14 protein-coding genes are annotated in these 13,729 nt (G+C 45.6%); 1 reads left to right on the forward strand and 13 read right to left on the reverse strand.

Annotated elements, in window-relative coordinates:
- From CWE08_RS09290 to CWE08_RS09330, 9 genes are all read right to left on the reverse strand, one after another.
- On the reverse strand, window positions 1-954 hold the full coding sequence (locus CWE08_RS09290; RefSeq protein ID WP_126767735.1) for a Gfo/Idh/MocA family oxidoreductase: 954 nt from the start codon (window positions 952-954) through the stop codon (window positions 1-3).
- Window positions 954-2,258: a nucleotide sugar dehydrogenase gene (locus CWE08_RS09295; RefSeq protein WP_126767736.1), complete on the reverse strand. Its 1,305-nt coding sequence runs from the start codon at window positions 2,256-2,258 to the stop codon at window positions 954-956. The genes CWE08_RS09290 and CWE08_RS09295 overlap by 1 nt, the downstream gene beginning before the upstream one ends.
- A gap of 59 nt (window positions 2,259-2,317) precedes the next feature.
- Window positions 2,318-2,572, reverse strand: a complete 255-nt coding sequence (locus CWE08_RS09300; protein WP_126767738.1) for a hypothetical protein — start codon at window positions 2,570-2,572, stop codon at window positions 2,318-2,320.
- 26 nt (window positions 2,573-2,598) lie between these two features.
- Window positions 2,599-2,802, reverse strand: coding sequence for a hypothetical protein (locus CWE08_RS09305; RefSeq protein ID WP_126767740.1), 204 nt, complete (start codon window positions 2,800-2,802; stop codon window positions 2,599-2,601).
- A 284-nt stretch (window positions 2,803-3,086) separates the two neighbouring features.
- Entirely contained in the window at window positions 3,087-3,338 is a 252-nt protein-coding gene (locus tag CWE08_RS09310) for a GNVR domain-containing protein (RefSeq protein ID WP_126767741.1), read from the reverse strand.
- A gap of 43 nt (window positions 3,339-3,381) precedes the next feature.
- Window positions 3,382-5,664, reverse strand: a complete 2,283-nt coding sequence (locus tag CWE08_RS09315) for a polysaccharide biosynthesis tyrosine autokinase (protein ID WP_126767743.1) — start codon at window positions 5,662-5,664, stop codon at window positions 3,382-3,384.
- Window positions 5,665-5,682: 18 nt separating this feature from the next.
- Window positions 5,683-6,141: a low molecular weight protein-tyrosine-phosphatase gene (locus CWE08_RS09320; protein WP_126767744.1), complete on the reverse strand. Its 459-nt coding sequence runs from the start codon at window positions 6,139-6,141 to the stop codon at window positions 5,683-5,685.
- 54 nt (window positions 6,142-6,195) lie between these two features.
- Window positions 6,196-7,356 carry a polysaccharide export protein gene (locus CWE08_RS09325; protein WP_126767746.1) on the reverse strand — a complete coding sequence of 387 codons (1,161 nt, stop codon included), beginning with the start codon at window positions 7,354-7,356 and terminating at the stop codon, window positions 6,196-6,198.
- A 254-nt stretch (window positions 7,357-7,610) separates the two neighbouring features.
- Window positions 7,611-8,777: a nucleotide sugar dehydrogenase gene (locus tag CWE08_RS09330; RefSeq protein ID WP_126767748.1), complete on the reverse strand. Its 1,167-nt coding sequence runs from the start codon at window positions 8,775-8,777 to the stop codon at window positions 7,611-7,613.
- Window positions 8,778-9,216: 439 nt separating this feature from the next.
- Between CWE08_RS09330 and pgi the strand changes: the two genes are divergently transcribed.
- On the forward strand, window positions 9,217-10,737 hold the full coding sequence (gene pgi / locus CWE08_RS09335; protein WP_241973880.1) for a glucose-6-phosphate isomerase: 1,521 nt from the start codon (window positions 9,217-9,219) through the stop codon (window positions 10,735-10,737).
- A 73-nt stretch (window positions 10,738-10,810) separates the two neighbouring features.
- Here the strand turns inward: pgi and CWE08_RS09340 are convergent, their stop codons facing one another.
- From CWE08_RS09340 to CWE08_RS09355, 4 genes are all read right to left on the reverse strand, one after another.
- Window positions 10,811-11,200: an HVO_A0114 family putative DNA-binding protein gene (locus tag CWE08_RS09340; RefSeq protein WP_126767751.1), complete on the reverse strand. Its 390-nt coding sequence runs from the start codon at window positions 11,198-11,200 to the stop codon at window positions 10,811-10,813.
- Between the two features lie 400 nt (window positions 11,201-11,600).
- Window positions 11,601-12,107, reverse strand: coding sequence for a transcription/translation regulatory transformer protein RfaH (gene rfaH / locus CWE08_RS09345; RefSeq protein ID WP_126767752.1), 507 nt, complete (start codon window positions 12,105-12,107; stop codon window positions 11,601-11,603).
- Window positions 12,108-12,189: 82 nt separating this feature from the next.
- Window positions 12,190-13,383: a type II toxin-antitoxin system HipA family toxin gene (locus tag CWE08_RS09350; RefSeq protein WP_126767754.1), complete on the reverse strand. Its 1,194-nt coding sequence runs from the start codon at window positions 13,381-13,383 to the stop codon at window positions 12,190-12,192.
- On the reverse strand, window positions 13,373-13,675 hold the full coding sequence (locus CWE08_RS09355) for a helix-turn-helix domain-containing protein (protein WP_126767755.1): 303 nt from the start codon (window positions 13,673-13,675) through the stop codon (window positions 13,373-13,375). The genes CWE08_RS09350 and CWE08_RS09355 overlap by 11 nt, the downstream gene beginning before the upstream one ends.
- Between the last annotated feature and the right edge of the window lie 54 nt (window positions 13,676-13,729).

Consider the following 13,729-nt stretch of genomic DNA (forward strand, 5'->3'; position numbering starts at 1 on the left):
TTATCCTCCTAAGAGTTTCGATAAAACTGGGTGGGCTTCACTAGGCAGTGCTTGGTGTGGCATTTGGTTACGAATTGCCTCTACCGTCTCGATACAATGCCGAGCGTCTTCAATTCCGTATCCGCGTCCTGCTAGGACCTCTTGATAGCTCACTGTATGCAAATCGGTAAATCCACTACTAAATTCAAGCTCGTCATCGTCACAGGTAATGATTCTGAATGTGCTTTGTTTATCTTTCACTGATTCAGGTAAGTCGTTTACGTCAATAGACAAGAACCATCGAACACGAGCCTTCTCGTATTCTAAGTAACCGCTAGCTTTCATATCATTGGCAAAATGTAAAACATTTCGTTCAAGTTTGCCGAAAATAAAGTGCAACATATCGAAGAAATGAACACCTATATTTGTCGCAACTCCAAATGATTTTCTTGGGTCGCCTTTCCAACTTTCCATGTACCATTTGCCGCGCGAAGTAATATAGGTTAATTCAACTTCGTGTTTTTTATTGTTAACAGCTTTAGCAACTTTTTGCTTCAGGTCTATAATCGCTTGATGGTGGCGAAGTTGCAGAATGTTGTAAACTCGCTTACCAGTTTCTTTTTCGACTCTTGCCAGTTCATCAAGAATTGCAGATGTTGGCACTAAAGGCTTCTCACAGATGACATCACAGCCTAAACGCAAGCCAGCAGCGATCTGTGATGCATGCATGTAGTTAGGGGTGCAAATCGCAACATAATCTAGTTGTGTTTCAGGATTACGCTTTAATTGCCATGTATGTTCATAGAATTGCTCAAAAACTGTGAAGAATTCGCTTTCTGGAGAAATACTGTCAATAATTCCAACCGAATCATTAATATCGTAAGCAACACTAAGGTGATTTCCAGTCTCCTTAATTGCTTTCATGTGACGCGGTGCTATGTAGCCTGAGGCTCCAATCAATGCAAAATTTTTCATTATGCTTTAATCACCTTTCCGTTAACATGGCGATACTTACCTCGTGAGTCGATAATAAGCTGCGCGTGAGCATAAATCTCATCGTAATCAAAACGATCATGATCAGTTGCTAACACAACTGCATCAAACTCTTTTAAAGTTACTTCGCTCAATTCAACACTCAACAGATTGAAGTTATGTTCACGCATTTTGGGAAATTTTGGAACATGGGGGTCGCTGTAGGCCACTACTGCACCTTTTGCTTCAATGAGTTCCATGATTTCAACCGAGGGTGATTCACGCATATCATCAACGTTCTTCTTATATGCAATCCCCAAAACAAGCACACGGCTGCCTTTTAGTGATTTGCCTTTCTCGTTCAAGCCATCCATTAGCTTCGAAACAACATATTCGGGCATTGCACGATTTACTTCACCAGAAAGCTCAATAAAACGCGTATGGAGGCCATACTCACGTGCCTTCCAAGTTAAGTAAAACGGATCAATTGGAATGCAGTGTCCACCAAGGCCGGGGCCCGGGTAATAGGCAGTAAAACCAAAAGGTTTCGTCTTTGCTGCATCGATAACTTCGAAGATATCAATACCCATTCGGTCCGCGACAATCTTCATTTCGTTTACTAAACCGATGTTCACTGCTCGATGAATATTCTCTAACAGCTTGGTCAGTTCCGCTGCTTTGGTCGAACTAACAGGAACGATCTGATCAATCGCTGGTTCGTAAAGCGCTATACCGACGTCACGACATGCACCTGTGTGTCCTCCAACCACTTTTGGTATGGTGCGTGTCTCAAAATTTGGATTACCCGGGTCTTCACGTTCCGGAGAATAGACTAAGAATATATCTTCTCCGACTTTTAATCCGCTTTCTTCAATACGTGGTAATAATTCTTCTTCGGTGGTTCCTGGATAAGTAGTGCTTTCAAGTGAAACCACTTGTCCCGCTCTAACATAGGGCTTTAACATATCTGTTGTACCGACAACATAGGACATATCAGGTTCACGATATTTGTTCAATGGTGTTGGAACACACAATATCAACGCATCACACTCTGCAACTCGCGAAAAATCTATCGTCGCCTCGAAACCTGTCTGAACTGCTTGATTTATTTTTTCGTCTAAAATATGTTCGATTCGAGAATGACCGGAATTGAGCTCTCTGACCTTTTCCTCATCAACATCAAAGCCGATAACCTTGAAGCCAATATCTGAGTACCGCAACAAGAGCGGTTGCCCGACATAACCTAATCCTAGCACGCCGATCACAGCTGTTTTTGAAGTTAGTTTCTGAATTAACTCATTTTTCATTTGAAATCCATTTATAAACTATGTTTGTAGTTGGAAAAGTTAAAAGCTAATAAAACCGCTTATTTCTCGCTACCATACGCATAAGAGTAATAACCATAACCCCCATAACCGTAGCTACTTCGGGCAGTGCGCTCAATGCCCTTCAAAATCACGCCTTTCACTTCAATACCGACTTTTTCGAATCGCTTTATGGTGTATTCCACTTTTTTGATTTGGTTCTTCATAAAGTGCGCAACAATTGAGTTGGTTCCGGCATAAAGGCTCACTATGGCTGGGTCTGTTTCTGCCAAAATAGGCGGCGTACCTACCAGCACAATATCATAGGCTTCATTAGCCCGATTTAATAGCTCGCTAATCGCTCATGCATTATTAGTTCTGAAGGGTTGGGTGGTACGGCGCCACGAACAATGAAATCTAGATTTTCTACACCAAAAGCTTTTATGACTTGTTGGGTTTCACAGCGGCCGCTGAGTCGATCGGAAACACCGTTTTCATTGGTTAAATTGAAGGTGGTGTGTAAATAGCCCCCGACGTAAATCGGCATCGATAATTAACACTTTCATCCAGGCTTGGACTAACAGCACGGCTAGGTTACTGGTAATACCAGTTTTGCCTACTTCTGGGCTGGGGGCAGGTATCATTACTATTTTATTTTTCGCCTCTAGCATAGCGAAATGCAAACTTGTACGCAGAGCCCTTAGCGCTCATACTGCGTTATCTTCTGGGTTATCACGGGCCAATCAATAACAGGGTATTAAACTTCTACTTCTACTTCTACGCCCTGTTTTTACGCCGCACCGCAAGCTTAATTTTCTCTTCAATCTTTAACTACTGTTCAGAAAGTGGTACCGATGCATCTACTGAAATACCCGCATCTTCTAGCTCTTTTGGCGTTTCTATACCACGGCGCATAAAACCAAGCACAAAGGCAATACCTATCCCAACCATGCCGCCAAGAATAGTGCTTAGCGCTATAATAAACGATTTGCGGAGTGCTACTGCTCCGGAAAAAAAAGACGCTTCATCTATAATGCGCACATTACCCACCGTACCCACCCTACCGGTGCGCAAGATGTTCATTTCTTATGATTACGGTTAAGTAGTTACAAATACACCTATTGATTTACTTAGCACTTTCATATCCATACGAATAATACCCATAGCTTCCATAACCGTAGCTACTTCGTGCGGTACGTTCGATACCGTTCAGAATCACACCTTTAACTTCAATTCCTGATTTCTCAAAACGCTCAATGGTATATTCCACTTCTTTAACTTGGTTTTTCATAAATCGAGCCACAATTAAGTTCGTTCCAGTGTAACGGCCCACTATTGCGGGATCAGTTACTGCTAGAATAGGTGGTGTGTCAACCAGTACTATATCGTAATTATCGTTAGCCCAATCTAAAAGTTCACTGAAGCTCTTGTGCATAAGGAGTTCAGATGGATTCGGTGGTACGGTGCCGCGAGCCATAAAGTCTAAATGCTCAACGTTCGTGCTATTAATCGCTGATTCCTTATTTACTCGCCCCGCGAGTAAATCAGATAAACCACTCTCGTTGCTCAGGTTAAAGGTGGTATGTAAGTAACCACGGCGCAAATCCGCATCGATAATAAGCACTTTCATACCCGCTTGCGCTAACACCACAGCCAAGTTCGCCGTAACGAAAGTTTTGCCCACCTCGGGGCTTGGGCCAGATATCATTACAATCTTATTTTTTGCTTCTAACATGGCAAAGTGCAAGCTAGTTCGAAGCCCTCGAAGCGCTTCAACTGCGTTGTCTTCGGGATTGTCTCGAGCCAAAAGCAAAGTGTTAAATTTTTGCTTTTGTGCCTTGTTGCGGCTTCTTCTCACTGATTGTTTTATTTTTTCTTCGATTTTTAATTGTTGCTCAGAAAGCGGCACCGAGGCGTAAACAGAAATACCAACATCTTCCAATTCCTTAGGGGTTTCAATTCCACGCCGCAAGAAGCCGAGAACAAAAGCAATACCAACGCCTATCATGCCACCGAGAATTATGGAAAGTGCCAGTATTAGAGCTTTTCTAGGGGCTACAGAATTTGGTGCTACTGTAGCCTCGTCAATAATTCGTACGTTACCCACAGTTCCTGCTCGTAATATATTCATTTCCTGATTGCGGTTTAGTAGTTGTAAGTAAACTTGCTGGCTTACTTCAACATCGCGGGTCAAGCGCAACACTTGTTGTTGCGCTTCCGGTAACTCCCCCACTTCAGAACGTAATACTTCTCTATCTTCTTGCAAACGCTCACGCTGTTGATTTAGTGCACGGTAGCTTGGATGGTTTGTGGTATATAAGCGTGATAATTCGATTTCTTGCACCTCAAGTTCAGCAAGTTGCCTATCTATCTCCACCATTTGCTGCAACACGCGCTGGGTATCGAATTCAATATCTACCGATTCGTTTTGCATACGGTAAGAGTTCAATGCGTTTTCAGCTAGTTGTAATTCTTCCTGTACTCGCGGAATTTGCGCTTCAATAAACTCTTGGCTGCGCTCTATTTCTGCAGCGTTTCTGCGAATATTCTGCATTAAATATTCGTTGGCAACCGCGTTCAGCGCTTCTTGCGTTTTTTGCCGATGAGTACCTGTCATTTTTAAATCAAGAATGCCTGTTTGCCGACCGCGCTCACTTACGGCAATAACCTCACGCAACGAATTAATCGCTCTCAGAGTGCTACGTTGGCTTACGGTAAACTCTGTATTTGCTCTAGCGTGCAAATCACTTACCCGCATTACTACTCGGCCAAACGGTGTTTGCGTATCAATATTCTCGCCCGAGATGCCATCTAAAATTTTTTCATCTTCAAGCCATAAACTAAAGTTTGTTTGGTTGTTTGAATTGGTTTCACCAGCATGCCTTTCACCTGCAATTAAGGTAAGTGCTTCGCCGCGCAAACTATTTGGTAAACGTAATTCCGCAAACTCTAACCGTTCACCACCCCACGCATAACTGGTAAATAGCCAAGCACTATTTGGCTCGTCACCGCGATAACGCCGCGCACTCCATTCACCAATGATTGGGAAATAATTTGGCGTTACTGAAATATCTAAACGGAGATTTTCAACTACTGAACCCAACACCATACGTGAACGAATAATTTCTACTTCAGTGGCGGCAGTTGAGGGCTGATCGAACATTTCACCCAGCTCACCTAAGCCGGGAAAACTTGAGCTTTTCGATTCAATTTGCACAAGGGCATCAGCTTGATACACAGGTGTGCTTAACGTGCCATAGGCTAAACCTAAAATGGCAGCACCCGCGGTGCAGCCAACTACCCACCATTTGAAATCGAATAAGGTGGCAAATAAACGGCCTAAATCTATTTCATCGCTTGCTTGAATGTTTGTGTTGCCTTTCTGGCCTTTCTCATTCATCTGTTGCATTTATTTAGCGTTCCAATTTTAACGTTTTAATTTATTTGCCCACAGCATGGTGTTGTGTTCAATTAATTTATAAATCTGTGCGAATACTTCATCGCTTTTTTTGTAAGGGTCGGGGATATCTCTGGCGTTATCCCACTGGCCGAATAGCATGGTTTTCGCTAATGCTTCTGGAAAGCGCTTGGCGATTTCATCACGGTGCCGCTTTTCCATTACCAGTATTAAATCATATTTCCGTGCTAGCTCGCTGGTAAGCTGCTGCGCTTCATGCGTGCCGCATACCAAACCATGTTTTTCGGCAGTTTCCCGCGCTTGGGCATTCATTTCATCGCCTACTGGCTTACCATCAATATCCTTCACCATGGCATGCAAACCCGCCGAGGCTATTTGCTTGTGTGGTAACTCCCGCTTTAGCAAAAACTCTGCTGTTGGTGAACGGCAAATATTACCAACACAAACTATGAGTATTTTCTCAAACATTAAAGGTTCCGGTTCACTTGCGTGCGTTGCATTTTATTTAAGTGCTTGGCCAGTTTAATCACGAATTTCGCCATCTGTACGCGCCACCTGGTAGAGGCCAGTAACCGTAGGCATAATCAAGCTAATAACCCGATTCCAACGCGCCACTGGTGCCGCGGTTACAAAGATAATATCACGCGGCTGCAATTCGAACTGGTCAGCTAACACATAGGAAGTAGCCTGTTTTACATTTAGTTGATAAACATCTACTACGTAATCTGCACCCTCAGGTGCTTCCCGGAATACGAAAATGCCACTGGCATCGGCGCGCTGCTCTGATACACCACCTGCTTCGGCTAATGCTTCTGCTAAAGTCATCCGTGAACGGTTCACCGGCACAGAGCTAGCATCATTTACTTCACCCAAAACAAATACTTTATTTACATCGTTCCGCTCTACATGCACTAAATCACCATGCTGTAAAAGCGTATTCTGCGTAGTATCGCCACGGGTATACAAATCTTGCAAAGAGAAACGTTGCTCTACTCCATTACGCGTAAGCACCACATTGCGCCAATCCGCCATTTCGGTAATACCTCCGGAGCGGTTTACTGCATCGAGTAACGTCATCGGTACGTTGGTTACTGGCTGTGTTCCTGGCTGATTAACTTCACCGGTAACGTATACGCGTTTACTGCGAAATGCCGCTACGGTTACATCTACCTGAGGGTCTTCAATAAAACGGCTCAAGCGTTCAGTAATAAGCTCTTGAATTTCCGTTACCATTAAACCATCAACGTGTACACGGCCAATGTAGGGGTAAAAAATGGTGCCATCGTTATGTACCCAGTTGCCCGCTTCTTCGGCGCTGCGCTGAGAGCCAGCTGGAATGGTAAGTTCCGGGTGGTTCCAAACGGTAACCGTAAGTACATCGCCCTTACCTACTCGATAATCATAATTCGCTTGCGCTTGCTCTAACTCCGGGTTGGCTTCCGGGCTGATCCGCGGTTTGCGTAAATCAGCAATTAACTGCGGCGTAATACTGTGAAAAAGAACTTGCCCTTCTAAATCATCGCTCGCTTTTTCTGGTTCCATATGGCTACCGGGGGCATAGGCACAAGCCGATAGCACGAATAAAGCGGCCAAACCTGCTACTAGGGTTTTAGCGTTAACAGAACTGAACTTCGCAGTTCTGGAATCAGAGATTTTTTTCGAAACTTTGGCTCGGTTAAACATATTCACTACCTTTGAATGAAGTACTTTTCTCGTGCTAAAAGAGGCTGATGCCTTGGTGGGCCTGAGGACACGCTACCGCCCCTAGGTTACGGCTCCTAAATGCCTAATGAAATTGTTTCTTGTAATTATGCTGACAACTATGCCAACAACACTGCTGCTAAAAATGTTGCTACTTTGTAAATGTTTATACTTTTGTTGTCTATATGTTATTCGGCTGAGAGCGGATTCACCTCAAAGCTTAATCGCTATTTAGCTCAATCACTATTAAATAGGTCCCGCGTATATACTTTCTCGGCCACATCGCTTAAATCTTTCGAGTTGCGATTCGAAATAATCACATCGCTCATTTGTTTGAATTCGTTGAAATCTCGAATCACTCGGCTGTTGTAGAAGCTTTCTTCTTTTAAGGCTGGTTCAAATACTACTACCTCAATGCCTTTTGCTTTAATGCGCTTCATCACGCCTTGTATAGCCGAGGCTCTGAAGTTATCGGAACCGGTTTTCATCACTAAGCGATACACACCCACTACTTTCGGCTTGCGCGCGATAATGGCATCGGCAATAAAATCTTTGCGGGTGCGGTTGGCATCTACAATGGCGCGCACCATGTTTTGTGGCACTTCATCGTAATTCGCTAACAGCTGCTTGGTATCTTTGGGTAAGCAATAACCACCGTAACCAAAGCTTGGGTTGTTGTAATGGTTACCAATGCGTGGGTCTAAACACACACCCTCAATAATTTGCTTACTATCTAAACCATGGGCTTCGGCATAGGTATCGAGCTCATTAAAATAAGCTACGCGCATGGCTAAATAGGTATTGGCGAAAAGTTTAATAGCTTCCGCTTCCGTGCTATCGGTAAAAAGCACATCGATATCTTTTTTAATCGCGCCTTGCTGCAACAATTTAGCAAAGGTTTCCGCGCGTTCGCTCTTTTCACCCACAATAATACGGCTTGGGTAAAGGTTATCGTGCAAGGCTAGGCCTTCGCGCAAAAACTCGGGCGAAAAGATAATATTTTCAGTATTGAATTTGGCCCGCAGCTCTTTGGTGTAACCCACAGGGATAGTGGATTTAATGATCATCACCGCACTTGGGTTAATGGCCAACACATCGCTAATCACCGCTTCTACCGATTCGGTATTGAAGTAATTGGTTTGTGGATCGTAATCTGTGGGGGTTGCAATAATTACGTAGCTTGCGCCTGCATAGGCTTCGGCTTTATCGAGCGTGGCGTTCAGATACAGCGGCTTGCTGGCTAGAAACCGCTCGATATCTTTATCAACGATGGGGGATTTTTTGTGGTTCAGCATTGCAACACGTTCAGGAACGATATCGAGTGCATACACTTCGTTATGCTGGGCAAGGAGCACTGCGTTTGAAAGGCCTACATAGCCGGTCCCTGCTACTGCGATCTTCATAGAAATTCCTTTGGTGTTCTTCTTGTTCACTTACATGTTGCTCTTACATGTTTCTTTTTACGCGCTTCGTGTTTTACGCGCTTCGTGTTTTTCGCGTTTCGTTTTTATTTTAAGCTGCAGATTCTAACGCACTTTGATACGCCATGTCATACTTTTGTGTTAACTTTACACCATTATTTTTATGATAAATTACGTGTCTGCTTGTTATGTGGTTACTTTTTGTTAACATCAGTTTTTTGCCAAGTTTATGGCTTAGAGTATGAGCGTGCGAACGATTGCGCATTTCGATATTTCAACTACTAAAAACCAAACTTAAAACAAATAAACCATTGTGAATAAACCCACTGTAAATAAACCAAGGGAATGAAATCTTATGGCCAATGCTTCTTCGCCTGCTAATACCTTGCCCGAAATGGGTGCTCGCTCTGCCCCCAGTGAAATGAAAGTGCGTGAGGCCTTTTGTGGCGATTTAATTTTTGATTGGAGCTATCAGTTTCTTTCTCCTGAGGCTTTGCAGGAGTTTGCCGCGAAGCGGTTGCCACAGGATTTTTCCGCGCGCCGCAGCGAATTGCTCGATGGCCGCTATATGAATGTAACTGAAGAGCGGGAAGTGAGCCATGTGCTAACGCGCGGCCGCAACTCGGTGCTTCGCGATACCGGTGCCGCCAATGGTGGTGAAAACTCTAAATTTGCGCGCATTGTGCGGCGCTTGCGCTCCGGCCAATGGCTTGGCGCTACCGGCAAACCTATTACCGATGTAGTGAATATTGGTGTGGGCGGCTCCGATCTTGGGCCCTTGATGACAAGTTTCGCCTTGCGTGAGTTCGCTTCGGACATTCGCCAGCACGATTTGCGCACGCATTTTGTTTCTTCGATGGATGGCGGCCAGCTGTATGCGGTGCTGCCCATTTGCGACCCAGAAACTACGCTATTTATTGTGGCTTCAAAATCCTTTGGCACCAGCGATACCTTTGCCAATGTGGATACCGTGAAATGCTGGGTAAAGGAGTGTTTTGCAGAGCTTTCTGATGATGCTGTTGGCAACGACTGGTTAACGGCTTGGCTCGAGCACCATGTGATTGGGGTTTCTGCCAACGTTGAGAAGATGACAAATTACGGTATTCCACCGGCGCACCAGTTGGTGTTTGAAGAGTCGGTGGGCGGGCGGTTTTCATTGTGGAGCTCGATTGGTTTAGCCATCGCCACCACGTGCGGCACTCGTGTGTTCCAGCGGTTGCTGGCGGGGGCGGCGGAAATGGACGAGCATTTTGCCACTGCGCCGCTGAGCGAGAATATTCCCATGTTGATGGCGCTGATTGGGGTGTATAACCGGGAAGAGCGCGGCATTAATAATATTGCGATTTTGCCTTACGACGGCCGTTTCCGGCATTTGCCTTCGTATTTGCAGCAGTTGGATATGGAATCGAATGGTAAGCAATATACCGCGACGGGCGCTGCGCTTTCGGCGCCTACCGGGCCGATTGTGTGGGGTGGTTTTGGGCCAAATGGCCAGCATGCGTTTTTTCAGCATTTGCACCAAGGTTACGATGCCTTTACGGCGGATTTCGTGTGTGTGCTGCACCGGGCGGCGCCGCAGTTTTCTGAATCGGTAGCGGCGGCTTTGAATGAACAACAGAAGCTTTCGGTGGCGAATTGTTTGGCGCACCGCCGGTTGATGGCGTTTGGTAAGGAGAGCGAGACGCCCACGGAACATTACCCTGGCGGGCACCCAACTTCGCTGTTTGCGTTAAAGGAACTCACGCCGGAATCGTTCGGGGCCATTATTGCCGCCTACGAGCACAAGGTGTTTACCCAAGGGTTGATTTGGGGGCTGAATTCGTTTGACCAGCCGGGTGTGGAGCAAGGTAAGAAAGTGGCGATTGATACGCTAGCGCGGATTGAAGGCAAGAGCGAGCAGAGCTTTGATGCTTCCACCGATGCGATTATTCGCATGATTTAGTTGGGGGAGGATGGGGTCGTAGTCGGTGTAGTCTGTCCCCATTTTCTCTCTTTTCTGGCTCCCGTCATCACGATCACGCGGCGACAGAATCGCCCATCGCTTCACGGTCTAACGAGTCCCCCATCACAATTTCGAAATCAGTAAATAGTGCGATGGGACGAGAAGATCGGCCATTCCTTTCGATGCTTACAAACCCTTTAGATGATAAGCTTTTAATGGTGTGCGAGAGGTTGCTTAGGCTGCGACCACTCATTAACGCAAGTTCAGTCAAGTTATTGGGCTTTTCTCTGTGCATTAGGATTAAAAGCTCAGTATTTTCCTTACAAAGCAACTGAGCCACTGCATTTAGCGACGTAAACCAAAACTTGGGTGCATTTTCTGTGTTGATTATTTTACCAGACGCCACATCAATCATCCGTTTTCGAATGAGCTCTTCGGACATAACACCTATACGCGCTTTCATAAATTACCTCTTTTCAATATCCGCTATAGTGCTATCATCTCTAACCACTGACTGGCCATGAAACTCTAGAAGTATTTGAATATCATTATTCTTCATATCATAAGCATCCTTACTTATGAGTTAATCATAATATACATACAGGTATCTGTAAAACTACTGTACTCAAAATTCAAAGATCCGAGCAATTTATTAGTGAACGGCAATGGCGTATTTTCAAGATGAAGTCGTTCAAGATGGGGTCGTAGTCGGTGTAGTCTGTCCCCTTATTTCTAGAAAGGTGTCGCACGCGGAGGGTGCAGCAGGGCTGGGGATGGGAGGTTGGGGTCGTTGTCGGTGTGCTCTGTCCCCTTTTGCAGAAAGGGGACAGAGCACACCGACAACGACCCCATTTTCTTTTTCTTTAGCTCGGAATAATATCCCCTTCATCAAGCTCTAATCGCTGCGCTTTACCAAGCATCTCAAGCAACACAAAGCAGCGGCTTTCACCATCGGCGATATCATATAAACCTTTTAAGCCGGCAAAAGGCCCGTTCAGTATTTCCACCGGCGTGCCCTTCGCATAGAGCCCAGCAGCGCCCGTGGTACCCTCTTCCAGGGTACTCGCGCTAGTGCGACGTTCTATGTCGCTAATCACCGAGGCCGGAACCTGCGCCGGCTGGCCGCCGAAGCGCACAAAGCCGTTCACTCCGCGCGTACTGCGCAGCGACGTGTAATTATCTTTGGCTAAATCAACTTGAATGAATAAATAACTGGGGAACAGCGGCTCAACCGCCACCTGCCGTTTACCGCGTACGCGCTTTTGCACCTTCCAGCGCGGGCAAAACGTAGTAAACCCTTGATTTTGCAAATGCCACTCCGCGCGCTCCACTTCCCGCGGTTTACAATGCAATACGTACCATGATTCCATACCAGCAAGCTCCTTTACTTCTGAGCCCGCAGTGTACGTGAGCCTTCATATATCTGCAATATGAGCCACACCTGGCCCCAAACTACAGCTCAGGAATAACACTCTTCAAGCGTTCAATATCACCAGGCTGCACACCACTTTGCTGCATATAAACAGGCCATTCGGCTACAAGTTCGCGCACCTTACTCACCACCTTTTCTGCTTTATGAGTTTGCAAACCAAAGCGCTTTGCCTGTGAAATGGCATTTTCAATACTGCCAAAACGCCCCTGCTCGCCGATTCCTAATCCGTGCTGACGTGAATTGCTGATAGGTAGCACGTCAAAAGCGGGCGACAATTGCCACCGTTGCGCCTGCAAATCATAAAGCATGGCATGATTACGGGCATGATCATCGGTATTACCCAATAAAATATTAAATACCATACGCATGAACAACTCATGGCCATCATGGGGGTTGGCGCTGTTTTTTCGCAATATTTCGGCCAGCGCTGGGTATGAATACCAGCTCGCACCGCTGCGCTCAGTAACCTTCCCTTCCGTAAGCAATGAATTGGCGCTGATAAAATGCTGCGTAACCTTGCCATGTTCCCGATCAAACCGCTTCACCAACAAGAAATCTTCACTGCCGGACAAAACTTCAACCTCGGCCACATTTCCCGTGAGTTCACGCAACATCTGCATCGCGCCATGTTCCACTCTGCACACATTGAAAAGATCATCAGGGCGATTGAATTTAACTAGATACTCTTCGTTTTCGTGGGTAAGCAATGTTTTTGGCCGTGCTCCCCCCATGGATACACCATAAGTAAAGGCCTTCTTAACCTCTGGCCGTACATCTTGCGAGGCTAAAATCGCATTTTTACCCTCAATTAAAAGCCCTATATCGTTAATGGAATTGGGTGATATTTTCGCCTTCGTTTTTTCGCGAGATAGGCTAAAACTCAGAGCGCCTACGCCCATCGAAGCCCCAGCAATGAGAAACTCGAGCTCGTTTTTTGGCTTTGTAGTGTGAAGTTGTGTGATTAACTTACGCCCCCAAGAATCAGCTCCCGCATCGGCTAACACGCCAAACATCCCTTTATTCAAGGGTGTACGAAATATTTCGTTGGTTAGCGGTAAGTGAATTGGGTCCAGCGCAAAGGCATTTACCCGATTAAGGTAAGAGCGGCCATAACGAAATTCGCCCAACTGCGCTTTGCTATCAAGGCGAAATTCACCACAAATCACAGGGTTGTCTTCTAACCCCTCGATGAACACATAGGCGCTAGAAATCATTTGGGAAATCCTTATCGGGATCGGCACCAGCGCGGTGCCGTGAAGGATTAGTTGCAGCGAGTTTCAGCTGTTGCTCCGCGGTGATAATAAAATCATCGATGAGCCCGAGTAATTCCAAGGCCTGCAGCAAAGTTTCCGAATTCACCGGTTGCCCCAGCTCCATTCGCGACACGGTTTTGCTGCTACAGCCCACTCGAAGCGCAAATTCCTCTTGATCCATGCGTTTTGCTCGCGTGCGCTTGATAAGCGCCCCCAAAACCTGCAAGCATTCTGAAACTTTTGAACTAGACATATTATTCCTATAAAGCGTTAATAAGATAATTATGGCTAATTAAACTAAAATTAC

This window comes from Aliidiomarina iranensis (assembly GCF_003987135.1).
GTDB lineage: Bacteria > Pseudomonadota > Gammaproteobacteria > Enterobacterales > Alteromonadaceae > Aliidiomarina > Aliidiomarina iranensis.